This window comes from Bacillus sp. M5A3_1b (assembly GCF_053345335.1).
Map to the genome: position 1 here is coordinate 575,842 of NZ_JBKEZY010000002.1, position 25,901 is coordinate 601,742.

26 protein-coding genes are annotated in these 25,901 nt (G+C 37.1%); 12 read left to right on the top strand and 14 right to left on the bottom strand.

Annotated features, from left to right (window positions below; translation table 11 throughout):
* Window positions 1-198: 198 nt before the first annotated feature.
* Both ACLBWW_RS09220 and ACLBWW_RS09225 read right to left on the bottom strand, forming a co-directional pair.
* Entirely contained in the window at window positions 199-426 is a 228-nt protein-coding gene (locus tag ACLBWW_RS09220; protein ID WP_048545209.1) for a hypothetical protein, read from the bottom strand.
* A 45-nt stretch (window positions 427-471) separates the two neighbouring features.
* On the bottom strand, window positions 472-1,773 hold the full coding sequence (locus ACLBWW_RS09225; RefSeq protein ID WP_447614000.1) for an alpha-amylase family glycosyl hydrolase: 1,302 nt from the start codon (window positions 1,771-1,773) through the stop codon (window positions 472-474).
* Between the two features lie 212 nt (window positions 1,774-1,985).
* Here ACLBWW_RS09225 and ACLBWW_RS09230 point away from each other — a divergent pair, with 212 nt between their 5' ends.
* Window positions 1,986-3,218, top strand: a complete 1,233-nt coding sequence (locus ACLBWW_RS09230) for an ammonium transporter (RefSeq protein WP_048545213.1) — start codon at window positions 1,986-1,988, stop codon at window positions 3,216-3,218.
* Between the two features lie 226 nt (window positions 3,219-3,444).
* Here ACLBWW_RS09230 and ACLBWW_RS09235 read toward each other — a convergent pair whose 3' ends face one another.
* The 4 genes from ACLBWW_RS09235 to asnB form a co-directional block, all read right to left on the bottom strand.
* Window positions 3,445-3,750, bottom strand: coding sequence for a hypothetical protein (locus tag ACLBWW_RS09235; protein WP_000382767.1), 306 nt, complete (start codon window positions 3,748-3,750; stop codon window positions 3,445-3,447).
* Window positions 3,751-3,869: 119 nt separating this feature from the next.
* The gene (katB, locus tag ACLBWW_RS09240; RefSeq protein WP_048545215.1) at window positions 3,870-5,336 is read right to left on the bottom strand and encodes a catalase KatB; all 1,467 of its coding nucleotides are present in this window, start codon (window positions 5,334-5,336) and stop codon (window positions 3,870-3,872) included.
* A gap of 58 nt (window positions 5,337-5,394) precedes the next feature.
* Entirely contained in the window at window positions 5,395-6,354 is a 960-nt protein-coding gene (gene hemH, locus ACLBWW_RS09245) for a ferrochelatase (RefSeq protein ID WP_048545217.1), read from the bottom strand.
* Window positions 6,355-6,542: 188 nt separating this feature from the next.
* Complete coding sequence (asnB, locus tag ACLBWW_RS09250) at window positions 6,543-8,390, bottom strand: asparagine synthase (glutamine-hydrolyzing) (RefSeq protein ID WP_447614001.1); 1,848 nt, start codon at window positions 8,388-8,390, stop codon at window positions 6,543-6,545.
* A gap of 239 nt (window positions 8,391-8,629) precedes the next feature.
* Between asnB and ACLBWW_RS09255 the strand changes: the two genes are divergently transcribed.
* Entirely contained in the window at window positions 8,630-9,184 is a 555-nt protein-coding gene (locus ACLBWW_RS09255) for a DUF2777 domain-containing protein (protein WP_016088917.1), read from the top strand.
* 59 nt (window positions 9,185-9,243) lie between these two features.
* Here the strand turns inward: ACLBWW_RS09255 and ACLBWW_RS09260 are convergent, their stop codons facing one another.
* On the bottom strand, window positions 9,244-9,609 hold the full coding sequence (locus ACLBWW_RS09260; RefSeq protein ID WP_048545222.1) for a YisL family protein: 366 nt from the start codon (window positions 9,607-9,609) through the stop codon (window positions 9,244-9,246).
* Window positions 9,610-9,759: 150 nt separating this feature from the next.
* On the opposite strand from ACLBWW_RS09260, the gene rocD reads away from it, so the two are divergent.
* Together rocD and ACLBWW_RS09270 are read left to right on the top strand one after the other, a co-directional pair.
* Complete coding sequence (gene rocD / locus ACLBWW_RS09265; protein WP_000616651.1) at window positions 9,760-10,950, top strand: ornithine aminotransferase; 1,191 nt, start codon at window positions 9,760-9,762, stop codon at window positions 10,948-10,950.
* Between the two features lie 104 nt (window positions 10,951-11,054).
* Window positions 11,055-11,339, top strand: a complete 285-nt coding sequence (locus ACLBWW_RS09270; RefSeq protein ID WP_447614002.1) for a hypothetical protein — start codon at window positions 11,055-11,057, stop codon at window positions 11,337-11,339.
* Window positions 11,340-11,374: 35 nt separating this feature from the next.
* Here ACLBWW_RS09270 and ACLBWW_RS09275 read toward each other — a convergent pair whose 3' ends face one another.
* Complete coding sequence (locus ACLBWW_RS09275; protein ID WP_048545226.1) at window positions 11,375-12,274, bottom strand: fumarylacetoacetate hydrolase family protein; 900 nt, start codon at window positions 12,272-12,274, stop codon at window positions 11,375-11,377.
* A gap of 246 nt (window positions 12,275-12,520) precedes the next feature.
* Between ACLBWW_RS09275 and ACLBWW_RS09280 the strand changes: the two genes are divergently transcribed.
* The 7 genes from ACLBWW_RS09280 (at window position 12,521) to gerPF (ending at window position 14,781) form a co-directional block, all read left to right on the top strand.
* Entirely contained in the window at window positions 12,521-12,700 is a 180-nt protein-coding gene (locus ACLBWW_RS09280) for an aspartyl-phosphate phosphatase Spo0E family protein (RefSeq protein ID WP_000462847.1), read from the top strand.
* Window positions 12,701-12,794: 94 nt separating this feature from the next.
* Complete coding sequence (gene gerPA / locus ACLBWW_RS09285; RefSeq protein WP_001111187.1) at window positions 12,795-13,016, top strand: spore germination protein GerPA; 222 nt, start codon at window positions 12,795-12,797, stop codon at window positions 13,014-13,016.
* Between the two features lie 14 nt (window positions 13,017-13,030).
* Window positions 13,031-13,237: a spore germination protein GerPB gene (gerPB, locus tag ACLBWW_RS09290; RefSeq protein ID WP_001012513.1), complete on the top strand. Its 207-nt coding sequence runs from the start codon at window positions 13,031-13,033 to the stop codon at window positions 13,235-13,237.
* 68 nt (window positions 13,238-13,305) lie between these two features.
* Window positions 13,306-13,920 carry a spore germination protein GerPC gene (gene gerPC / locus ACLBWW_RS09295; protein ID WP_001070746.1) on the top strand — a complete coding sequence of 205 codons (615 nt, stop codon included), beginning with the start codon at window positions 13,306-13,308 and terminating at the stop codon, window positions 13,918-13,920.
* Between the two features lie 6 nt (window positions 13,921-13,926).
* Complete coding sequence (gene gerPD / locus ACLBWW_RS09300) at window positions 13,927-14,121, top strand: spore germination protein GerPD (RefSeq protein WP_001052804.1); 195 nt, start codon at window positions 13,927-13,929, stop codon at window positions 14,119-14,121.
* A 15-nt stretch (window positions 14,122-14,136) separates the two neighbouring features.
* Window positions 14,137-14,523, top strand: coding sequence for a spore germination protein GerPE (locus tag ACLBWW_RS09305; RefSeq protein ID WP_048545228.1), 387 nt, complete (start codon window positions 14,137-14,139; stop codon window positions 14,521-14,523).
* A gap of 42 nt (window positions 14,524-14,565) precedes the next feature.
* Window positions 14,566-14,781 (top strand): spore germination protein GerPF, encoded by a 216-nt coding sequence (gene gerPF / locus ACLBWW_RS09310; RefSeq protein WP_001141566.1) that lies wholly within the window; start codon window positions 14,566-14,568, stop codon window positions 14,779-14,781.
* An 80-nt stretch (window positions 14,782-14,861) separates the two neighbouring features.
* On the opposite strand, the gene ACLBWW_RS09315 is transcribed toward gerPF, so the two are convergent.
* The 6 genes from ACLBWW_RS09315 to ACLBWW_RS09340 form a co-directional block, all read right to left on the bottom strand.
* On the bottom strand, window positions 14,862-15,149 hold the full coding sequence (locus tag ACLBWW_RS09315; protein WP_048545229.1) for an RNA polymerase alpha subunit C-terminal domain-containing protein: 288 nt from the start codon (window positions 15,147-15,149) through the stop codon (window positions 14,862-14,864).
* 12 nt (window positions 15,150-15,161) lie between these two features.
* On the bottom strand, window positions 15,162-18,887 hold the full coding sequence (addA, locus tag ACLBWW_RS09320; protein WP_098221533.1) for a helicase-exonuclease AddAB subunit AddA: 3,726 nt from the start codon (window positions 18,885-18,887) through the stop codon (window positions 15,162-15,164).
* Window positions 18,884-22,399, bottom strand: a complete 3,516-nt coding sequence (gene addB, locus ACLBWW_RS09325) for a helicase-exonuclease AddAB subunit AddB (RefSeq protein ID WP_447614003.1) — start codon at window positions 22,397-22,399, stop codon at window positions 18,884-18,886. Before addB ends, addA begins: the two co-directional genes overlap by 4 nt.
* Window positions 22,400-22,515: 116 nt before the next feature.
* A complete protein-coding gene (gene lepB / locus ACLBWW_RS09330; protein ID WP_048545235.1) occupies window positions 22,516-23,079 on the bottom strand; it encodes a signal peptidase I in 564 nt (187 codons plus the stop codon).
* A 56-nt stretch (window positions 23,080-23,135) separates the two neighbouring features.
* Window positions 23,136-23,729, bottom strand: coding sequence for a TVP38/TMEM64 family protein (locus ACLBWW_RS09335; protein WP_000347517.1), 594 nt, complete (start codon window positions 23,727-23,729; stop codon window positions 23,136-23,138).
* Window positions 23,730-24,675: 946 nt separating this feature from the next.
* Window positions 24,676-25,257, bottom strand: a complete 582-nt coding sequence (locus ACLBWW_RS09340; RefSeq protein WP_048545237.1) for a competence protein ComK — start codon at window positions 25,255-25,257, stop codon at window positions 24,676-24,678.
* A 284-nt stretch (window positions 25,258-25,541) separates the two neighbouring features.
* Here ACLBWW_RS09340 and ACLBWW_RS09345 point away from each other — a divergent pair, with 284 nt between their 5' ends.
* Window positions 25,542-25,727 (top strand): hypothetical protein, encoded by a 186-nt coding sequence (locus ACLBWW_RS09345; RefSeq protein ID WP_000391437.1) that lies wholly within the window; start codon window positions 25,542-25,544, stop codon window positions 25,725-25,727.
* Window positions 25,728-25,901 lie beyond the last annotated feature (174 nt).

Below are 25,901 nucleotides of genomic sequence, written 5' to 3' on the forward strand. Positions count from 1 at the left end.
CCTCAATGAGTATCAGAATATTTCTTCATCCTTTAATGTAATGTAAAATCAATATAGTTGCAATTATTGTTTCTTCTATCGGTCTTTTCACTTCCTTGCTCAGCTGCATTTTGAGGCGAGAGTCTTACTTCACAAAAAAAAAAACAGACTAGGGAGAAAGTTTTCTCCTTAGCCTGTCCCACCGAGATTTCGCATTTATTAAGAGCAACACCATATTGCTTTATCAAATGATTTTTTAGGTATGTATACTTTATCATTTTCGATTTTGTATTTTATATCGTTTCTCTTCAGAACTGCCGTATCAACAGAATGAATACTATCGCCCCACCGAACAAATTCCCCATCATCACGCTTTTCCCAAAAATAAAAACTTACGAATACGATAAAAACACATAAGCATAGAACGAACCACTTCTTTTTCCGCAAATACCTCACCACCTTAAACTGAAGAACTACTAAAAAAAACGCTACTCATTTCCGTCTCTTTTTAACCACAATTAAAAAAGCAATAAACAATACGTTCACACCGACGATTAAAGAGATAAATAGCCAATTCACACCTGTTTCCCCGTTAACTTTATATACATTTGATTCTTCACGCTTTAAAACAAGATAAAACTTTCCGTTTTCTTCTCTTATAATTTCATCTTCTAACAATCCTCGTAACTCTTGTTTTTCGCCAATTGCACTTACAGGTAAAGCAACTTTTTGTGTTTCTTTCGTATTATTAATCGCTACTAATGTTACTTCATCTTTATACTTTCGTTTCAGTACACTCATTCCATCTTTATCGTATAAAAGCTCAAACGTTCCATGGCGTAAAGATGGTCTCGCTTGTCTAAGCTCACCGAGTTTCGTTATGTGCTGCACAAATTTTTCATCTGATTTGAAATCCATTAATCGTCTATTATCCGGGGTATCCCCTCCATCTAATGCAATTTCAGTCCCGTAATAAAAATTCGGAATACCTGGTGATGTTAATAAATATGTAAGGGCTAGTTTCAAACGAGATGGTGGATAATTCATATTCTCTTTTGCAATACGGGCAAACCTTTTTGTATCTTGATTATCTAAAAATGTAAAGGATTCCCCTTCTTTTTTACTCACATCATATAAAGGTTTCACCGATACATCCACTTTAGAAAACGATTCTACTATTTTTTCGTTATATCCACTATCTTCCTTTGTCATAATACGAAAATCTTTCTTTATCACTTGCATATCTTTTTGCACGTCATCCCAGAAAGAACGCGACTTTTTTTCACCATGTATCACATAACTTCCATCTAAATCGACTTCTTTGATCCACCATTTCATCGCGTCGATAACTTGTTGTTCGTTTTCTCCAAGCGGAAATTGTAATATAACTTTCATCCCTTTTGCATGCGCTTCTTGTACAAGTTCTTTCACATCATTTTCTGTTCCGAAATGTTCATTTACCTTTTGAAAATTTTGCACATCTAACCCATCGTACTTTCTACTTTCAAAAAACGGTGAAAGCATAACAGTCGTAAAACCCATTTCTTTTATGTAATCCAGTCTTTTTATAATCCCTCTTATATCTCCACCCTGATATCCTTCTAAATTGCCAACTTCTAACTGTTTGTCATTTTTCGGTTCTCCATTATTGAAGCGATCAATCATAATGGAATATACGACTTCGTCTCGCCACTCTCTTTTTTCATCTGCAAACGTATGTATTGGCACAAACAAAACGACAGCTAAACAAAAACAAATAAATAGTTTCCTAGTCCGTATTTTCCTCACACGCATCCCCCATGTTTTTTAATTGTAAGAATATTATACCAATTTTCAGAACGAATCACATACGTTGATTTCATTCCCTCAAAATATTTCATGTCAGATTTTCTAACATGAAATATAAAGTTTTCTGAATTTTTAGTTGATTTTTCATTTCATTTCGAATATGATATGAAACATAACAAACCGATGTTATTTTTTCTAACATCATAGGAGGAGAGAGAATGAATACAGAAGATACGGTTTTTATGTTTGTAACGACAGTAATGGTCATGTTAATGACACCAGGATTGGCACTTTTTTATGGGGGCATGGTTCGCAGTAAAAACGTACTCAGTACGACAATGCATAGTTATAGTGCAATGGCTATCGTTTCGATTCAGTGGATTGTGATCGGCTATTCTTTATCATTCGGACCAGATTGGCACGGACTTATCGGTACACTCGATTGGTTCGGTTTAAACGGAGTTACCTACGCACCAAATCCAGACTACTCATCTACTATTCCTCACAATTTATTTATGATGTTCCAACTCATGTTCGCCATTTTAACTCCCGCTTTAATTTCAGGTGCATTCGCCGAAAGAATGCGATTTTCTGCTTTCCTTATTTTCATCCTTCTATGGACAACAATCGTTTACAATCCTGTCGCTCATTGGGTATGGGGCGTTGGCGGATGGCTAAGAGAACTCGGCGCATTAGACTTCGCTGGTGGTAACGTCGTTCATATTACATCTGGGGTCGCCGGCCTTGTATTAGCTATTTTCCTCGGAAAACGAAAAAACATAAACGGTACTTCTCCTCACCATTTACCATTTACAATGTTAGGCGCAGGCTTACTATGGTTCGGCTGGTTCGGTTTTAACGTCGGAAGTGCATTATCTTTAAACGACGTAGCTTTAACCGCATTTATTAATACAAATATAGCAGCAGCTGCATCCGCATTAACTTGGATGCTTTCAGAATGGTTCTTCCAATCAAAACCGACTGCGATGGGAGCTGCTTGCGGTGTAGTTTCCGGTTTAGTCGCTATTACACCAGCTTGCGGGTTCGTTACACCTTTCTCCGCTCTTCTTATCGGAGCAATTGGCGGCGTATTATGCTTCGGAGCAGTCTTTTTCTTAAAAACAAAATTCGGATACGACGATACACTCGATGCATTCGGATGCCACGGTATCGGCGGGACTTGGGGCGGTATTGCAACAGGACTCTTTGCAACTACTACTGTAAATGCTGATGGCGCTAACGGATTATTTTACGGAAACGCTGCTTTACTGTTTAAACAACTGGTAGCAATCGGCGCAACATATGCATTCACGATCATCATGACGTACGCCATTATTAAAGCGATTAACTTCTTCCTCCCTGTTCGGGTAGATGAACACGAAGAACATATGGGACTTGATATTTCGATGCACGGGGAGAAAGCTTATGAGTATACTGAGCGGGTGAACTAAAAAAGAGATGCAATCTATTGGTAATAGATTGCATCTCTTTTTATTGTAGTTATTAGCGTTGCATACCCCAGTTGGTATTACGGCAGATATATCAGCGATTATTCGGATATATCGACGATTTTTAAACTATATCGGCGATTATTTCAATATATCGACGTTTCGACACGATATATCGATTTACCAATAAATTTCGACATAACGAATCTGAAGAATACCCCAGTATAACTTACGAATCACCATACTTACTTTTATTCAAGCTTAATATAATAAGAAACGCAATTGCTATTACAGCCAAAAAACGAACCGGATTAAACGGCGTCCCTACCGTTTCATTAAAACGATGATAAATAAACGGGATCATCTCAAGCACCATTAGCCCCATCGCTATTTTAAACGTCTCAGCCATCGCTTTATTTTTTATAAACGTAGCACGCTCATCGCCTTGTTTCCCAATTGCAATAAACATTTTTATAATCGCAAACACTACAAATAAAAAGACACTTAACGCAATAATAAAAATCAAAACATCCATCAAAATACACCTCGCATATGTAAAACTTATTTGACAAGAGTATAACATCTTTTACCACTCATGTAAAATATCTTTTACACATAAAAAAAGACGACCGTTTAACAGTCGTCTTTTCCTACTTATTTCGGAGCATTTCCCACATATTGCGTAATATCAACATTTAAAGCTTGCGCTAAACGCATTCCGTAATCGTGATCTGCACGGAAGAAGTTACAAATAGCTAGTAATTTCGTGCGCTCATTTACGTCTTTTAAGTCATTTGTTAAGTTTGCAATTAAATTGTCTTGCTCTTCTTTAGAGAATGAACGGTAACGCTCACCTGCTTGTTTAAAATCATTTGGTTTGTCAATTTTTTCACGAGATACGTAGCCTTCTACTTTCATAGTTGAATCGCGGTAAGTTGGATCTTCAACTGGATTTTCCGCATGACGGCTCGGTTCGTAGTTAATTGTAGATGGGTTTTGATTGATTTGCATTGCACCATCACGTTGTTGGTTGTGAACAGCTGCGTACGGGCAGTTTACAGGAATTTGTAAGTAGTTTGCGCCAAGACGGTAACGCTGTGTATCTGGATAAGAGAATAAACGACCTTGTAATAATTTATCTTCAGATGGTTCAATACCATTTACAGTTGCACTTGGAGAGAACGCCACTTGCTCTACTTCCGCAAAGAAATTTTTCGGATTACGATTTAACGTCATCGTCCCCACTTCAATTAATGGGAAGCGATCTTCTGGCCATACTTTCGTCGGATCTAATGGATCGAAATCTAAAGAATCCGTTTCATCTAGTTGCATCACTTGTACGTGTAAATCCCACTTCGGATAATTTCCTTTTTCGATTGCATCGAACAAGTCACGAGTTGCATGGTTGAAGTCTTTTCCTTGTACTTCTTGCACCTCTTTTGCACTTAAGTTACGTACACTTTGCTGTGGTTTCCAGTGATATTTAATGTAGACAATTTTACCTTCTGCATTAATCCATTTAAATGAGTGAACACCGAAACCTTCCATTTCACGATAACTTGCCGGTGTACCGTAATCAGAAAATACCCACGTCATCATATGTGTAGATTCCGGGCTTAACGTCATGAAATCCCAATAACGATCTGGTGTTTGAACATTTGTATCAGGTGCTGGTTTTAAAGAATGCACCATATCAGGGAATTTAATTGCATCGCGAATGAAGAAGACAGGTAAGTGGTTACCTACGATATCGTAATTTCCTTCTTCTGTATAAAATTTAACAGCGAACCCACGTGGGTCACGAGCTGTTTCCGGAGAACCTTGACCATGAATAACCGTTGAGAAACGAACAAATACAGGCGTTTCAGTTCCTTCATTTTGTAAAAATGCTGCCTTCGTATATTGCTTCATGCTGTTTTTCGTTACGAATACACCGTGAGCACCTGCACCACGTGCATGCACAACACGCTCTGGAATACGTTCACGATCAAAGTGAGCTAGTTTTTCTACTAAATGATAGTCTTCTAATAATACCGGTCCACGGCGACCAGCTGTACGAGAATTTTGGTTATCTCCAACCGGAGCACCTTGGTTTGTTGTTAAGCGATTATTTGGATTCATCTAGGGGATCCTCCTCTTTCTTTCTTAGTAATAATTGTTTATTTAAAATTATTATAAACTAATTATTATTCAAAACTAAATTCTTGTCAACCATTTCCTTCATTTTTTTGGAAACAATTTCAGCTAAGCAATCGATGAATACAGATTGTGAATTCGGCATATTTGGTCTAAAATATGCCACGTTTAATTCATCAGTTACAACTTTACATTCGTAATCATTGTCATATAAAACTTCTAAATGCTCTGCTACAAACCCAACCGGACAGTATACGAAAGATTCATAGCCATGCTTTTCAAATAAATCTCTCGTTAAATCTTGCACATCCGGTCCAATCCATGGATCAGGTGTATTTCCGGCACTTTGCCAACCAATTGTATAGTTTTGAATGTTCGCAGCTGCTGCGATTAAATCCGCTGTATGCTGTAATTGCTCCACATAAGGGTCACCCGCTGCAATAATTTTCTCTGGTAAACTATGTGCTGAAAAAATCACGACAGCTTTCTCTTTATCTTCAATCTTTGTAAATGTTTCTTTTAGTTGCTCTGTCCAATACGAAATAAATTTCGGTTCATCGTACCATTGTTCAATCGGTTCAATAATAGGCCCACCAATTTCTTCCGAAAGACGAATAGCACGGTCATTATATGCTTTAATGCTAAATGTAGAATAATGCGGTGCTAATGCGATACTAATCGCCTGCTCAATTCCATCTTTCTTCATCTCTTCTACTGCATCTTCTATAAATGGAGCTATATGTTTTAATCCTAAGTAACAAGTAAATTCATACTCTGTAAATATTTTATTCATTGAATCTGTTAATTTATGCGCTTGCTCTTTCGTAATTTTTGCAAGTGGTGAAATTCCGCCAATCGCTTTATAGCGTCTGATTAAGTCTTGGAGTGCTTCTTCTGAAGGTTTATGCCCGTGGCGAATATGTGTATAGTACGCTTCTACATCATCTAATGATTCTGGCGTTCCATACGCCATTACGAGTAAACCTATTTTTTCCTTTGTCATCTATATAACACCTCAATTTTATAAATGAGAATCTTTTTCAAGAACGTTTGTTTCCAATTATAACAAATAATAATAAGTACGTCAAAATAATCATTCTAATTAAGTATTATTTATAATATGATTTTGAATTCTATATGACAATTTATTTAATAGAAAAGCGACTTACTTTTATGCAAGTCGCTTTTCTTCTATTCTTTAATATTTACCCCATACTCTTTAAACCAAACATGAATTTGCGCTAAATGAGCTAAAAGCTGCGGACCAGTCATTAATTGACCGAACCAAGGGGATTGAAATGCACTGCCACCTGACTCAATTAATCCACTCAGCTGTTCTTTATCAAATAGTTCGTGCAAAATTGAGCCTTTATCTGTTAATAAATCTTGTAGCCATACTGTTACCGCTTTTGTATAATGCGGATTATGTGTTTTCGGATAGGGGCTCTTCTTTCTATATAAGATGTCATTTGGAAGTAATCCTTCTAACGCTTTACGCAATAGACCTTTTTCGCGGTTTTTATACATTTTCATTTCCCAAGGAATATTCCACGCATATTCGACAAGTCGGTGATCCGCAAATGGAACGCGTACTTCTAAGCTTGCGCCCATACTCATACGGTCTTTTCTGTCTAATAATGTTGTCATAAACCATACCATGTTTAAATAAAATAATTGTCTTCTTTTTGCTTCTAGCGGGCTTTCTCCCTCTAAAACAGGAACTTCTTGAATGGATTCTTCATAACGCTGCTGTACATATTGTTGTAAATTTAATTTATTTCTCCATTCTTTCTTTAGCAGTTGTTCACGTGCTTCTGTAGAGCGCATCCACGGAAATGCACTCGATTGCAAATCATCTTCTCTATAAAACCACGGATAACCACCAAATATTTCGTCTGCACATTCCCCAGATAAACCGACGACAAAATCTTGTTTAATTTCACGGCAAAACCATAATAATGACGAATCGATATCTGCCATACCAGGCAAATCACGAACGAGTACCGCTTCTGTTAAATACTGCGCTAATTGTTCATTTGAAATGACGCAGCGATGATGGATTGTTTGAAACGTCTCAGTCATCAAATGAATAAATGGCGCATCTGAATTCGGCTGAAACGCATTCGCTTTAAAGTATTTGTCATTATCTTCATAATCAACAGAGTATGTGTGTAATTGCCCTTTTCCTGACCTTGCGTATTCTTTCGCAGCAATCGCTGTAATGGCGCTCGAATCTACACCACCTGATAGAAAAGTACATAGTGGTACATCAGAAACGAGCTGCCTTGTAATCGCATCTTGTAATAAAAAGCGTGTTTTCTCTACTGTTTCTTCAAAGGAGTCTTCATGTTTTTCGCTTTCTACATTCCAATATCTCCATATGCATAAACCGTTCTTTGAAAATGTCATCGCATGACCTGGACGTAATTCTTTTATACCAGCATAAATGCCGTGACCAGGCGTTCTAGATGGTCCAAGGCCGAATATTTCGGATAACCCTTCTAACGTTACTTCTGCCTTCACATCTGGATGAGCCAGTATCGCTTTTAACTCTGAACCAAATAGTAATCGCCCACTATCATATTTATAAAATAGCGGTTTTACACCTAATCGATCTCTTGCAATAAATACTTGTTCTTTCTGTTCATCCCATACGGCAAACGCATATATACCGTTTAAATGATCGACACATTCTTCTTTCCACTCAATATACGACGCTAATAGCACCTCCGTATCAGAATGACCTTTGAACGTATATCCTCTTCTTAATAGTTCCTTTCGAATATCTTCTGTGTTATACAGTTCCCCGTTATAACAAATTGCATAATTCGCTTCGTCCTTTAAACAAGTCATCGGCTGTTTACCACCCTCAGGATCAACAACGATTAACCGTTTATGCCCAAATGCGACATTGCCTTTAATCCAAACTTTATTATCATCTGGGCCACGCTTCGCTAACGTCTCAGCCATCTTCGTAACGACGTCCCGTTCTCCTTCTAATGAGCGTTTATAATCCACCCATCCTGTAATCCCGCACATACGAATCATCCTTCCATCTTATTTCTTTTCCTAAACAAGCAGTAATCCACACCTTAGAGGTGCGGATCAAAAAAATGACAAACTTGACGATAATCTACTATCCACATACGGAATAGCAGTTTCACTCAGTAAAACGTGTTTTATTGTATGCCCACCTATGTCTAGATGTGTCTAGTTATAAAGAATGCACGAACTGTCTATAACAGAAATAACTACTTTTTATAAAGGAGAAATCGTGTATGATACAACGTAACCATATTTTATATAACCAGCCACGCGCTCATACAGTCGGTAATGTAGAATATATAAACAATGAATGGGTATTCTTTGATGATGAAAATGATGAAGCATTTTTATTAGAAGATATTGCCGAAGATGGCTTTGAGATTTTATATAACAACAACTGGCTACCAGCTCGTTTCTATGAACAAGATGTATTACAAATCGCCAACGAACAGCACCATTTGCAAAACGGAGAAATGATACGAATTCGAAAAAAATTACTTCTTAGCTATACGGAATGGCTTGAGGAATTACCTGACTCTGTCTTTACATTATTAACGGAATCATTGCAATCCCTTCATTACTCTTTATATGATTGCATGTATTGTCATAATTATTTATCTTTCTTACCGAAAGAGGAAACGTGCGAAGGAGTAAATATTCTTTTGTTCGATAACGAAGAGATGATTTGTACATTGCAGCACCATTTCGTTCGTCACCCTACGTCAAATAAAAACATGTTTCGTTTTACGAAAGTAAACGGAGAAGAGTTGCATATCGATGCGACATAAAGTAAAAAAACCACCTTATCTCCCAAATATTTGAGATTATAAGGTGGTTTTATTTTTAATTAAAATACTTGCCAGCCAATCGGTAATTTCAGTCCAAGGTAAAATACTGCTACTAACGCAACAATAAATAGTCCCCAAACTGCCCCTGTTGCTTTGTTCTTGCTCATTTTTACAAGAACCATTTCCATTCCACCGATAACTAAAATACCGGCTAACATTTTCATGCCGTACCACATGTGCATGCTACCTGTTGCTGTCTTCACAATACTCATGTACAACATGAATCCTGTCACAATAATGAAGATATACATTAGGCGAAGCCCCATATGTACACCTTTACCTTTTCTTCCTGCTGAATAAAGTGAATACGCAACGAAGAATAAAATTAAACCTAACGCCCATGCTGTAATATGCATATGTACCATCGTATCCCCTACCTCCTCTTTTCACACTTTTTCACTCTATATGATAACATGTTCATTTATTTTCAGGAAATGTTTCGCTTTTTTACATTTAAATGATATAATATTTAGAGTATTTACAAACTTCTTGTAATAACAAAAGGGGGAACAATCATGATTCAAACTAAGGATATTATCGAACTTACAGACACATACGGAGCAAATAACTATCACCCACTTCCGATCGTTATCTCTAAAGCAGAAGGCGTTTGGGTAGAAGATCCTGAAGGAAATCGCTATATGGACTTATTAAGTGCATATTCTGCAGTAAACCAAGGTCATCGTCACCCAAAAATTATTAACGCTTTAATTGACCAAGCTAATCGTGTTACGTTAACTTCTCGTGCTTTCCATAGCGATCAATTAGGTCCTTGGTACGAAAAAGTTGCGAAACTAACTAATAAAGAAATGGTACTTCCAATGAATACAGGTGCAGAAGCTGTTGAAACTGCAATTAAAACAGCTCGCCGCTGGGCTTATGATGTGAAGAAAGTAGAAGCAAACCGTGCTGAAATTATCGTTTGTGAAGATAACTTCCACGGACGTACAATGGGTGCTGTTTCTATGTCTTCAAACGAAGAGTACAAGCGTGGATTCGGTCCAATGCTTCCTGGTATTATCGTAATTCCTTACGGTGATTTAGAAGCGTTAAAAGCTGCTATTACACCAAACACAGCTGCATTCATTTTAGAGCCTATCCAAGGTGAGGCAGGAATTAACATCCCACCAGCTGGTTTCTTAAAAGAAGCTCTTGAAGTATGTAAAAAAGAAAACGTTTTATTTGTAGCAGATGAAATCCAAACAGGTTTAGGCCGTACTGGTAAAGTATTTGCTTGTGATTGGGACAATGTAACTCCTGACATGTACATACTTGGTAAAGCACTTGGCGGCGGCGTATTCCCAATCTCTTGCGTAGCAGCAAACCGCGACATTTTAGGCGTATTCGAGCCAGGTTCTCACGGTTCTACATTCGGTGGTAACCCACTTGCATGTGCTGTTTCTATCGCGGCTCTTGAAGTGTTAGAAGAAGAAAAATTAACAGAGCGTTCTCTTCAATTAGGCGAAAAATTAGTTGGACAATTAAAAGAAATTGATAACCCAATGATTACTGACATTCGTGGTAAAGGCTTATTCATCGGTATCGAATTAAACGAGCCAGCTCGTCCTTACTGCGAACAATTAAAAGCAGCTGGTCTATTATGTAAAGAAACACACGAAAATGTAATTCGTATCGCACCACCGCTAGTAATCTCTGAAGAAGATTTAGAGTGGGCGTTCCAAAAAATTAAAGCGGTATTATCATAATAATAAAGAGGTTGTCCTACATGTTGGGGCAACCTCTTTATTTTTTTAGTAGTTTACTGTAAAGTTAGATTGAATATTCGGTTTATTTTACAAGGGGTAATTGTATGCTTTTGAAATACGGCAAACATATTAACTATTTAGCTACTATTCTCATTTCCATTACATTCATCGGATTCCTATTATCTATAACGTTACTCAGGTACTACTCAACACCTCATACATTCATGCTACTTAAAATCTCATTTTTGGCTGCTGTTTTCCTTACAGCTATCGGTTTTGGCCGCGAAAGAAGTTCTCTTGCCGTTATGCTAATCGGGATTTGTACGTTACTACTCATCGGATTATATATTTTTGCTATTTTAGATTTTTTCAATAACCCATGGCCATAAAAAAGAGCTATCTATTAATAAGATAGCCCTTTTCTTCATTTCACTACATTTCGCAAAGTACCAATTCCTTCTACTGTAATGACCACTTCATCACCCGCATGCAAAAACTTCGGTGGTGTGAAACCTTTTCCGACACCAGCCGGCGTTCCTGTTGCGATAATATCGCCTGGCTCTAACGTCATTCCTTTACTTATCGTTGAAATGATTTCTTCTATTGAAAAAATCATTTTATTTGTATTTGAAGTTTGTCTTACTTCCCCATTTACTATTGTTTCAATGTGTAACGCATTTGGCGTTTCAACCATTGATTTATGAATTAGATACGGTCCCATCGGACAAAATGTATCGAAACTTTTTCCAAGAAAAAATTGTTTATGTTTCCTTTGAATGTCGCGAGCAGTTATATCATTTATAATGGTGTAACCAAAAACATGCTCAAGCGCTTTTTCTTTTTTTATTTGTTTCCCTCGCTTACCAATGATGATAGCTAGTTCTCCTTCATAGTCTAGTTCATTCGTTGCGTGGGGATGACTATTAATTTTTTCATTCATTCCAATAACTGTCGTTGGCGCTTTCGTAAAGATCATTATATTTTCTGGAATTGACTCTACTCCGCCCATTTCTATCACATGCTCACGATAGTTCTTTCCAACGCAAAGAATATTCTTCCTTGGCCTTGGAATTGGTGCTAATATTTTCACCTCAGTTAACGGATAATACGCCGCCCCTTCATTTTCCTTTGCCCAATTTACAATATCACATATTTTTTCAAAGCATTCGGTTCCTCTTTCAATACACTCTAACATTGTAATCGGAATCGTAACCTTTTCCCCTTTTTGTCTTTGCGCTTCTCTTACATGCAATACCTTTTCTTCCTCTTCATCCACAATACCTACAAATACCTTTTCATCTTTTTTCGCCGTTACCAAACGCAATATTTCCACTCTCCATCCTAAAACTCATGACCTTTAATTGTATTCGCATCCGTTAGAAAAAAACCTTCTCATGCACGCTAATTTTTACAATATTCTTCTCATATTCTATTCGTTACTCCTTTATATTTGGCATAAAATGTAGAAATTTTACTTTTTTTAGCGAAGGTGTTTCTTTTTTATTGGTTTTTTGTATAATATGTACTACATATATACTAAAAATTTCATTTAGAGATGGAGCCGATTTCAATGTTTGAGCAAGCGATTGAAAAAAAACGTGAAAAAATGATTTATTTTGCTGAACGCTACGGAATGACTTCTCAAAAAACAGTGGATTGTAGCCAAGAACTGGACAGGCTCTTAAATGTAATTTGGCATGTACATACGGATTTTCACCCTAATCAAACACTCAATACACACACGCAATAACGTGTGTGTTTCTTTTATAAAAAAAAAACACATTTTATTGAAAACGCCCATACAATAGTAGAAAAGAAAATTTTAAAAACGAAAGGTGTTTTGTATGCCAGCTATGGTCGGACATATTCGTATCGTCAATATTGGATCAAGTGGTATTTTTCATATTGGAGATGTATTTGCGATTAGGCCTATTAGTTATTCACGCGCTTTTGCTGGGGCCGGCTCTTTTAATGTTGGAGATAACGTTTCTGTCTACAATTATCAAAGCGCAACGACTGTCAATGATTCAGATGTAATTGATCAAGCGATAATTGGTTCAACTTAGAGGAGGCGATTGCATTGAATTTTTATGTAAACCAAAGCATCATCATTAATAGCATTAGAATTGATAGCATTACAACCTCTTCTGTATTCCAAATTGGTACTGCAGGAAGTATTAAAGCTCTATCTAAATTCTCAAATAGCGGTGGATTTACAGAGCCTCTTCGCCCATTGCAGGCGAAAGGACAAATTATTTCTATCAAACCATCAACTAGTTCTTCTTAAGACATCCTTGTCATAAATATATAGCAGGAATATTTTTCCCCTCCCTACTGAAAAGGAGGTTTCACAAAATGAATCAAGATATATATACTTACTTACACCAACTTCAACAAGCTCTTCAAGCACAACAAGCAACCATCCTTAACCTAGAAGATCAAGTTCGCCAACTCCAAGAAGAGCTTAACGAATTAAAAAATCGCCCCTCCTCTTCTGTAGGAAAAGTGGAATACAAATTCGATCAATTAAAAGTAGAAAATTTAAATGGTACTTTAAATATCGGTTTAAATCCGTTTTCAGCAAAAGGACAGCAAATTGAAGATTTCCAAGTGGATACAGAAACATTAAAAGTAAATCCTGAAACAGATACAAACCCAGATTTTTACCAAGGCATCCTTCAAGAAATGCATCGTTACTTAGATGAAGAAGCATATAATCGAATTCTCCATTTTGAGCAAGAAGAGAGAACGCCGCTCGATGAAATGTATCGACAAATGATGGTTGATGACATAAAAAAACAGATGGAGCATAGACTTCCTTATTATTTATCACAAACACAATCCTATGAAGGGATTTCAACAGATCCAGATTATTTACGGGATATCATTATTCAAGCAATGAAGCATGATATCGACAAAGCTTTCCTCTCTTTTATTCAACACATACCGGGCAATTTCCGAAAGGAGTAAGTATGTATGAATCTTAACGTTGTAAATCGCGAATTAAAAGTAGGCCAAATTAAAATGAACGGTGTATCGTCGTCCGCACTCTTTTTAATTGGGGATGCAAATTTCCTCATACTATCTTCTATTCTTGATACACCATTTGAAACTGTTACAGAGGGTCCATTTGTACCATTAGTCACAGATGTCCCTCCTACTCCAGGTTAAGGAGACTGAGAAACTATGTTACATCATGTGTCTGTTGTCCAAAATGTTTCTATTATTTCTTTAGGGATTAGTGCCGTATTTCAAGTTGGAGATGCCAATCAAGTAGAATTAAAAAGTAGAGCTCTTGCCGTCCATAGGGAAATTCCTTGTTATATAAAAGACGAAGGCCGCTTAGACGCATTTGAAATCTTTACAGATGAACACATCACAATCCCAAAACGAACGACAGATGTAAAATTAAACATTGTAAATGAATGCCCTTTTATTGAAGTAAACAATGTTGAATTGCGAACACTTTTAAATTCTGGTTGCTTTCAAATTGGAAATGTTGATTATGTTTTTAATAACTCTCGTATTATGCAAATCCGCCAATATATTACGGATGAACCTTCCGCACAATAATTCATATAGTAATTAAAAAGCTTAGTAAAGTAGGTGGATGGTATGCCTTCTGTTGTTGGAAATCTCGTCGTTCAAAACAGTAATGGTTCTTTTAATTTAGGGGATTTTTATAACGTGTCTCCGAAAGAAAATACGAAAGCTTATAATGGTTCCGGAGCTTCCAATGTTGGATTTGTCGTGAATACGTTTAACGGTGTTAGCGCAACAAATACGTTTGATTCTGATGTGGCTGATCAAGATCAAATTGGAACAGCGTAAAAAAAGTAGGAGAATATCTCCTACTTTTTTCTTTTACCTCATTCAATATTATCAAAAACTCCACTGTTTACTGTTTCATTTTATTTAAATGATAACCCCTTCTCCTCCAAAGCATTTCTAAGCTTCGGCAAGGATGCTGGACCCATACCATGTAGTTTTAAAATCTCTTTTTCACTATACTTTGAGAGTTCTTCTATCGTGTGAATTCCATGGTGCTCTAGCGCATTTCGTGCTGGTGATGAAAGAAGGGAAAGAAATCCTGTTTTAGGTTTCTTTTCTTTCTCACAATCTGGGCAAGTTGGACAATCGCTACTTTTATAATACTCATGTCCCTGTTCACAAGTTCTTAACGTTTTTTCCATTGCCATTTTCAAGTCCCTCTATTCCTCAACTTTGACAACATGATTGCCATCAAAGAAATATAAGCATTTCTCTTTCACAGGATGTTGCAAGCTTTTTTCAAGCGCCTTTGCATATAACGAAAGCTGTACTTTATATCGATCTTCTAAAATTGGTTTCGCTTGATCGAATCCGCCTGGGAACTTCCCTTCAATCGTATCCGTTTTGAAGTCGATTAAAGTGATACCATCTTCCTCTTCAATCATGCAGTCGATAACCCCTTGGACAAGAATTGTTTCGTCACTCTTACCTTGCCAATCTTGATATGCCTCTTCTGCTGCAAGCATCATCGTAAATGGTACTTCACGCTCAACACTTTCCGCCTCTAATACCCTTTTACCTAGGTCACTGTCAAAGAATGAAATGACTTTTTCAATCGCTATTTCCTCTGCTTGCTCGAATGTTAATAGCTCTTTATTAACCATGCCACTAATTTGCTCCCGAATCACTTCTTCTGTAATCGGCTTCTTCAAATCAACATGCTGCATAACAGCGTGAACTGCCGTACCTCTTTCAGCATACGTTAATCCTTTTTTCTCCATAAAACGAGGACGTGTTTTAATTGGCGCACGTAGTTTTTTAATAAAGGCATTATCGCTACCTTCTTCTGATTGGTAGTTTCTTTTTATTTCTGTAACAGACTGTTTCGCACGGTGAGATGTTGCTTCCTCATATCCGTACTTCCACATTAATCTGTCGTACACTTCTTCTTTCCGTTCACTTTGCAAGGGAACAGCTTTTTTCTCACGAAGTGCTTCTAACAATTCTTGTTTCTCTTCTTGAACCGGTTCCGGTGCAAGTAACGTTTTGCCGTCAACAACTTCTACTTTCCAGCTCGTGTCATATCCATAGATTTCACCCGGAATGCTTCCTTGTCCTAATTCAAGAAGCATTTCACTATCACGATGTCTATATAATGAAGGTGCAATCCAGTCTAAATAACAAGACGCTCCGGCACGTATATGGTCTGGTAATAACCATTCACTATGCTCCCTTGCATCGAGCCATTTTTCCATTTCTTTATTGGCATCTTTAACCGTTCCAAGTAAAATTAACTTCTCTTTCGCACGCGTTAACGCTACGTATAACACGCGCATTTCTTCCGCGATTAATTCCATTTTCATTTTACGCTTAATTGCTAGTTGCGATAATGTCGTATATTTAATTCGTTTACGAGGATCGATAAATTGTGAACCGAAACCGAAGTCTTTATGCAGTAAGAAACGTTTCATTAAATCTTGTGTATTAAAACGACGACCTAGTCCCGCTACAAATACGACTGGGAACTCAAGTCCTTTACTTTTATGAATCGTCATAATACGAACGACATCTTCTTGTTCACCTAAAGCTCTCGCAGTTCCCATATCATCACCGCGTTCTAAAATACGCTCAATAAAGCGTAAGAAGCGGAATAATCCTCTAAACGATGTTGCTTCATATTGTCTTGCACGGTCATAAAGTACACGCAGGTTTGCTTGCCTTTGCTTTCCAGCTGGTAAACCGCCAACAAAGTCGTAATAACCTGTCTCACCGTACACTTTCCAAATTAAATCAGAAAGTGACTGTTGACGCGCAAATTCACGCCATCCTTGCAGTAAGTTATAGAACCACTCTAATTTATCATGTAGTTCTTGCTCTTCTTCAAGTGGTGCCCCTTTTAAGAATGTGCTCATTACTTCATAAAACGAACCTTTCTTCCCGTGAGCACGAAGCGTCGCAAGTTCCCCATCATTTAACCCAACGATTGGTGAACGAAGTACGGCGGCAAGCGGAATATCTTGCATCGGATTATCGATCACGCGGAAGACGTTCATCATAATATTTACTTCTGTCGCTTCAAAGTAACCAGTCGCAAGATCAGCGTATACTGGAATTCCTTGCAGCTTTAACTCTTCCATAATTTGCGGCGCCCATGGCATAGAGCGAAGTAAAATAACGAAGTCGCGGTATTGTACAGGGCGCATACTATCCATTTTACGATCATACACTTCATAGCCTGAATCAACCATCGCTTTAATACGCTGCGCCATAAGGCGAGCTTCAAGTTGCGCTTTTTCTACTTCCGCACCTTCTTCTCCGTCTTGCACTTCTTCTTCCGTTTGCTGAATACATAGTAGTTCAGCTGCTACATCTTCACCTTCTGGATAGCTAGCACCTAACTTTAATTCAGCGTCAGCATCATAGTCGATTTCTCCGACTTCTTCGCCCATAATTTGTTTGAAAATAAAGTTCGTACCTGCTAACACTTCATGACGGCTACGGAAGTTTTTCGCTAAATCGATTTTCATTCCGCCGTCTAATCCTTCTTGCGTAAAGCGTTTATACTTTCCTAGGAACAGGCCTGGTTCTGCTAGTCGGAAACGATAGATCGACTGCTTCACGTCACCTACCATGAACAAGTTCCCTTCACTCTCAGAATCTTTCGTTACGAATTTAATAATGGATTCCTGCACAAAGTTCGTATCTTGATATTCATCGACTAGTACTTCAGCAAATTTATTACGATATTGAAGCGCTACTGCTGATGGCTTCATTTCACCACTTTCACTTTGTTCACTTAAAATTTGTAAGCAGAAATGCTCTAAATCTGTGAAATCGACCATTCCTTTATCCCGCTTCATCGCTTGGAAACGCTCTGTAAATACTTTTACAAGCTGTACGAGTTTTTCTAATACAGGATGCATATCTTGAAAATCTCGTAAGAAACTTTCAGGTCTACGGCTAAATAACTCTTCTTGTAATTTCTTCACTTCATCTTTCGCTTTATTACGAAGAGAGTCTACTTGTTTTACAACATCCTCGTTGTAATCACTTTTCTTAATACGCTTTAACGTTTGCCACGATACATTTTGCATCGCTTCATACACACTTGTCCATGATTCACGAGCAGCTGATGATAACGTTCCAAGTAAAACTGCATCAGCTTGCAGTGTTTCAACGCGGGGCGTCGGACCGTCAGGAAGCATTGCAAGTTCAGTCGCTTTACGAATATGTGTCTCTGCTGTTTCAAGCTGGAATTTCACATCTTCTAATAAGTAAGAAGCGTACACTAGATCTTCAATTGTCTTTCCTTCCACGTCGTATGCTTCTACTAATTTATCGAGCCATTTTTCCGGATTTGGATGTGCTCTTGATTCTGTATGAAGCGCTAAAATCATACGCTGTAAGTCATCATCACTACGGTCACTCGTATAACGGTCAACGAGTTCAAAGAAAATACTATTATCTTCGATTCCATACTCTTCTTCTAATATGTCATCTAACACTTCTTCTTTTAATAATTCGTTTTCTGTTTGATTCGCAATGCGGAAACGAGGATCAACATCAAGCATGTAATAATATCCTCTAATTACTTGTAAACAAAATGAATGGATCGTTGAAATAGAGGCTTTATTTAATAAGCTAAGCTGCTTTCTTACGTGCTGCGATCCTGGCTCATCAATTAATACCTTTTCTAACGCTTCCCCAATTCTGTTTTTCATCTCTTGCGCCGCTGCATTCGTAAATGTTACAACGAGCAGGCGGTCGACATCGACTGGGTTTTCTTCATTTATAATCTTTTTAATAATACGTTCAACTAATACTGCTGTTTTCCCTGATCCAGCTGCTGCCGCGACTAATATATCACGTCCGTTCGCTACAACCGCTTTCCACTGGTCATCCGTCCACTGACTACCTTCTGGTTTTTTAGGCCAATTTTCAATCATTCTCCGCCAACCTCCTCTCTAATTTTCTCCATCGCTTCGTTATCTTTCATATCTTTTAGCGTACGGAACTGGTTATCTTCGAGTGATTCATCGAACTGACAAACAGATTTGAAGTTACAGAACGTACACGCCGCTTTATTCCCCTTCTTATAAGGAGCAATATCAATAACGCCTTCTGTAATGTCTTTTCCGATATTTTCAAACGTATGGTGTACGTATTTTTGAAGTACGTTAAACTCTTGTTCACTTGCAATACTCGAACGCGCACTAAAACTGCCATCTTTTTTCAAACCAGCAGAAATAATATCAGAGCTGCCTGTTGAAAGTTTGTTATCCATTAAACGAACAACATCAGCATCTCCTAGTACAAGTCCTTTCATTTTAAATTTCTTTAAAATTTCTTTCTCAATTTCTGCTTCAGATGCGTCACCCTTCATCTCAACGATCGGGTTATGAATATGGAAGTACAGTACACCAGCCGGTGATGCAGTACCTCCCTTTTTCATCCACGTATGTGCATTCGAAGTAACAACATCTAAATACGTTAACATTTGAAGTGCTAATCCGTAATACACTTCCGTTAAGTCTAACGCTTTTGAACTTGATTTATAGTCAATAATACGTAGGAATGTACCGTTTTCGTCTTCTGCCTTATCAACACGGTCAATACGACCAACTACTTCCATCTTCACACCATTTGGTAATGAGAATTCCATCGGCGGAAGCGATCCTGTACCGCCCATACCGAATGGCACTTCTAAATCAACTGGTACGAAACCGCTTGACTTCGCATGTTCACGAAGAATGATCGATGTACGGAAAATGATTTGTTGTAGTTTTTGTTTTAAATAGAAATGACGATTTGAACTTAATAAAATTTGTCTTTGTAATAACGGTGCAATCTCTTCTATTACTACAGCCGAAAGATGCTCACACTCTTTTATTGATAAATCCGCCCAAGTACGGTTTTCACGTAATAGCCTGTCTGCAATTCTCTTCAGCGCTGCATGGAATAGTTCCCCGATATCTGGCGCATCCAATTTGAAAATGTCACGCTCTCTTAACGATAAACCGTGCTGCGCGAAATGAGCATATGCGCAACGGTTAAATAGTTCCATACGAGATACGCTTCCTTTTATTTTATCTCCATATAAATCTCTACTTACAACCGTACTTAGCTTTTGCGCACGATTTCGGTAGAATAAACTTGATAATACGCGGCTACTTTTTTGTTTCCATTCATCTGAAGTTACGTAGAAGTTATATACATCCCACCAAAAATCTAAATTCCCTTCAAATCCATATCGCTTCCACGTTTGAAGTTGCTGCATAACATATGACAACGTTACTTCTGGCGTTGCTACGTATGCAATTTGTTCTAAACGTGATAAATCATTTACGTCATTTGTAATAAATGTATCTTTCACATCAGGGAACATTCTTTTTATTTTCTTAATAAAGCTAGACGCAAGTAACGTCTTCCCTTCCTCATCTGCAAGCGGGCATGAAATATATAATTTCTCAGTTGCTCTCGTTACCATTTGGTACATAACGAACTGTTCTTCTAATAAGGTTTGTCTCGTCGTTGGTGCTAATTCGATACCTGCAACGCTAAGAACTTCTCTTTCCTCATCAGAAAGCATCCCTTCATCCATCGGTGCTGCCGGAATAACTCCTTCATTCACGCCAATGACAAATGTTGCTTTCACATTTGATAATCTTGAACGATCAATATTAGCAATTAACACTTGGTCTAATGACGGCGGAATGTTTGCGAATTGAAGCGCTTCAAGACCTGTCGACATAACATCTGTGAACATAGAAAGTGACATTTTCTCTTCGCCAAGCATCTCAACGAACGTATCAAGAAGACTCATTACTTCTTCCCATACTTGCTCATGATCTGTCGCAAATAAGAAATCTCCGCTCTCTTCTGCACGAATGCGTAATGCTTCTAGTTTTTTCGGAACGTCTAGCTCTTCTAAAAATAAATAAACAGCTTCGCACATTTGCATCACTGTTCCCGCACGTTTTAATCTTTTTTGCATACGAATAACAGGCGTTCTTACAACGTCGCGCAGTCGATTTATTCTCTCTTCCATTTCACGTTCACTGTCTGTAATCATCTCGTCCGTATCGTCAAGAGAACGATAGCGGCGATACATCCACGGATCCTCAGAAGTCCATCTCTTCCCTTGTACACCGTAGGCTAAACAGTAGTTTTCAAACTCATCCATCTCTTCACGCATCGTTTCTTTTCTTACGTCTAATGGATATAAAAGCTCTGTTTTCACGCAGCGGAACACTGCATCATAACGCCAATTTCCGCTAATAATCTCGAGTGCAGAACGAATGCATTCTACTAGCGGATGATGTGACATCGGGCGTTTTTCATCGATGAAATGCGGGATATTATAATCTGTAAATAGCGTTCGCATCACATCGTAATAACTTTCTCCGTTACGAAGAAGGACTGCAATATCTCGGTAACGATAGTCTTCATCTGCCACAAGTCTACGAATTTCACGGGCAACACCTTCTACTTCAGCTCGTAAATTCGCGGCTGTACTAATCGTTACACTTGCTTCTCCGTGAAACTTTTCATTTGGTCGTGCTTCGTAGTGCGCTTCTAAATGCGCTAATGATTGCGAATGAAAACGTGGCTGTTCCATAAGTGGAATTGTTTTTTCAATTTCTATCTTCTCTTCACGAGCTACTTGTTTTATTTTTTCATACGTTAACGTCGTTTCATAAAATAAATCTAGTTCATTTACTGGCTGTGCTAACGTTTTTTCATCTATCGTTAACGTGATTGTAACTCGCGCACCGCAAATCATAAGCTGTCTTACAATTTCTAGTTCTTGCGGTGAAAATGAATGAAATCCATCTATATAAATTTCAGCCCCATTTACATATTCAGACTGTGGAAGCTTTTCGACTAGCAATTGTAGGTAGTCTTCTGAATCCAAATATTTTCCGATTAAAGCACGTTCAAAATCATCATATAATAGTTGTAAATCATACACTTTATTCGCTAATAGCTTTTGTTCTGCACTGCTACTATGCGCATCTAATTGTTGCCACATTTCATATACGTTCGATGGCGTCACGTTGTAACGTTTAAACTCCGCAATCATACTACCAAGATGTTCAAAGAAACCGTTTTGCTCCGCTGCTTTTTGGAACACCGATAATCCATCTTTACGAGACTCTACAATTTTACGAAGTAACATATGTACGCCCGCTTCATCAATGTGAAGACGACTCGCTCCACCAACTTCTTGCAGTACCTTCCACGCTAATCGTGAAAAACTAAAAACTTGTGCCCGAATAGAACCTCTTACATCCTGATTCCCGATTAACGCCTGCTGCGTTTGGAATGTCATCTGTTCTGGCACAAGATATAATATTGTTTTCCCTCTTGGGCGTTGCTTTAACTCTTCCTGCACTTCGTGTAAACAAAGTGTACTTTTTCCACTTCCCGCTCTACCAATTACAAATCGAAGTGACATGTAACCCCACCTTTCACTTACATAACGAACGTTAGTTTGCTACTATAATTGTATTATAGTACACGAAAAAAGACAAACAGAGTAGTTTGCCTTTTTCTATACTTCTATCTATTATATCAACCTTTTGAAAAATTCGTTTGCACCTCTTGAATTGGCCAATATCGTAAATCAACTTTACCGACAACTGTATCAGCTTTTACAAACCCAAAGTGTCTACTATCCCAGCTCCCGAGGCGATTATCACCTACTACAAAAATATATCCAGGTGGCACCGATTTTTCTTTCGTCAACTCTTCTAGTTTAAAATCACCCGTTAGTTGTCGTCCATTTGTCTCTTTCTTATACGTCTCTAAATAAGGTTCATCCACGAATTGTCCGTTTATATACAGTTTATCATGCTTATATTCAATTTGATCCCCAGGTAGACCGATAATTCGTTTTACGTAGTCCTCTTTTTTATTCGCATGAAACACAACAACATCAAACCTGTTCAAGTCCCCTACTTGATAACTCACCTTATTTACAACGAGCATATTGCCATCTTGTAATGTCGGCATCATTGACTTCCCCTCTACAACGTACGTTGAAAAGAAAAACGTTCGAAAAAATACAGCTAATAATACACCAATTAAAATTGTTCGTATCCACTCTATGCCTTCTTTTTTCAAAGTTTTCTTCATCAGCTTCTCCCCTTATCCTTTAATAATGAAGCTTTCCTTTACAAAGAAGACTATTCTTAATGTAGTTCTAACTTTACTTCGATTTTCTTACCGACATACCATAAAATAAAAATACCAATTGCTACAATGACTGATTTCACCGGATTATGAATAAATGACATTAAATCATGACCGATATACGTTAAAATAAAAATCATCACAAGCTTTCCGAACGCGAGCGCAAGTCCAAACTGCTTTACACTAATGCGAGATAAACCAGCGACAACATTTATAAGCGCAGACGGTGTAAACGGAAAACAAAATATGACGAAAATTGGCGCAAACCCTTTCCTTTCAATCCACCCCATTGCCTTTCGTACTCTCTCATGCTTATTTACAAAAGAAAAGAAACGACTTCGGCCAAAATGGCGGATAATGAAAAAGACAAGTAAGGCGCCCATTACTGATCCAAGCCAAGAATAAAGAAAACCGAGCCAAAATCCAAATGCAACAGCATTCGCCAGTACAAATACGATGAGTGGCAATGCCGGAATCAACGCTTCTATCATCGGTAAACCAATACCAAGAAGTGGTCCGAACGCTTTATAGCTTTCAACAATATGATCCATATTTTCTGGTGAAAAATACTCTTTGATTGTCTGAAAATCCATTCTACACTTTACCCCTTTACTCTAAGTACTACCTCTACTGTATCATCGCTTATATGAAAGAGGAAATGGTAGATACGACATATGGAGATGTAATTATTAAGTTTCCATATCTTTCATTAGAATTCCTTCATTATTATGCTATGATAATCTATCAATATTCGACAATATTTAGAAAGAAATACTATATAGTGGTACTCAATATTTTTCAAAAGCAACTTTGTTGTGCATAATGAGGTTTTTATATCAACAATACACCTACCTTTTTATTAATTAAAATAATATGAAAAACAAACCTTACACTTTAATTTTGTATTCTCTCCAATTATTAAAGAACTAGTAGTTTTATAATTTAGTAAGCAAAAATAATAAAAAGGACTACTTCAAAATTATAATTTTAATAAATAACGTTTAATTATTCTTTTTATCCTTAAGAAAAAGAATTACAGAAATAATTACTAGAACAATAACTATGGCATCTAAAACATATGATACCGTTGTACTTAAACTCATTAATTTCATATTTATAAGCCCTGCATACAAACCTACAAATATCATTAATAAATCGTATATCTTTTTTAATTTTAAATAACGAATTACAAAAAACACTGAAAAACTAAAGAAGAAAATCGTACTAATGATAGTCATATTTCACTCCTATATCATTATTCAAAACAAGCAGAATAAATACTTCCTAAAGCAAAGAAATCTAGCAACGCTTGTTTAGCTTCTGGTCCCGCTGCACTTGCTGCTTTTTTCATATTTAATACCCACTTTCTATTTTTTAATTCTATAATTTGAAATCGTTATAATCTCTTTTAATATTATATTATAAAAATATATATATTCTCCCGAAAAATATATGCGTCTTTCCGAAATGTATTTTTCGGAAAGACGCATATATTAAAAGACTCAATACTATTTTTTAAACTACTTCTAAAATCCTTTTTTACACATCCTCTTCTCTAACAACATACACTCTCTCATAAGCCGGTCTTAATGTCGATTCATCCCTTTGATCAATCTCTTTAAAACAAGGGTTTCCTTGTTTTTTTCTACGATCTTCATATTCAGTACGCAATTTCGCTGTACGATTTTGTTGATTTTCAAAACTACTTTTTGATATTTCTAATTTCACAGCAAAGCCATTTATAAATCTAACAATAACATTTCCATCTTTTAACTCTTTATTACTTTCAATATAAAACTGAGACAACCAAGAGCATTCTTTTCTAGAGTAAGAATAAGTAGGGAAAAAATAAAGTTGATCTGCCGGACTAATCGCAATCGGTGCTTTATGTGTAATATGAGTTAACTCTTTCGTTCCTTCTTTTCTGCCTAAGAAACTAGAGCCATGCTTGCGGCAACTTCTTTCTATAATATCTAGGGGCTTTTGAAATACGAAAAAAGAATCTTCCCTCTCAACAACTCGTGTAACAATTTTCTTCTCACTTAGAATAACAGGAAGTAAGGCCATTGTATTTTTATTTACCACATAGTTTTCGACATAGCGTTCTACTTTACTTTCCATATTCTACTGTCTCCTTTTTTCCATTTATATTAGCAGCTGCATATATAATTTTAGCATCTATGAAAAGGAAATGGCTTACAGATTCCGCTTTTTTACAATAATTTATCATTTATCAAACATCCTTTAAATTACAAATTAATAATATAGTGATTTTATAATAAAAAACCTATATAAAATGTATTTATACTACCGATAAATATTTACAACTGCTTCCTCATTTCGTATCATTACGACAATTAACTTTGCTATAATTAAAAGGAAAATCCAATAAATGGAGGTCCGCTATGGAAGAAAAAGAAATGCAACCAACGATTCAAATGAAAAATAGCAGCATTGTAATCGTGAAAAACTCAGCTAGCATTATATTCGGGCTATTTTTCATTCTACTATTCTTCGCAAAGCCTTTCCGAAAATCAAAATGCCCTGAATGTAAGAAACGAGCGAAGAGAAAAGCTGAAAAAGAAGAGTAAAAGGCCTTCCATTTTGGAAAGCCTTTTACTCTTCTTCGTCCTCAAAAAAACGACTATTTTTTCTTATTGATCTAAAACGAGCGAATGAGATTTCTTCAATCGTATTGTGTAGATCTTCTTTATTCCCGCTACGAACATCGAGTATGACTTCATTTGTATACTTTTCCCCCAAAT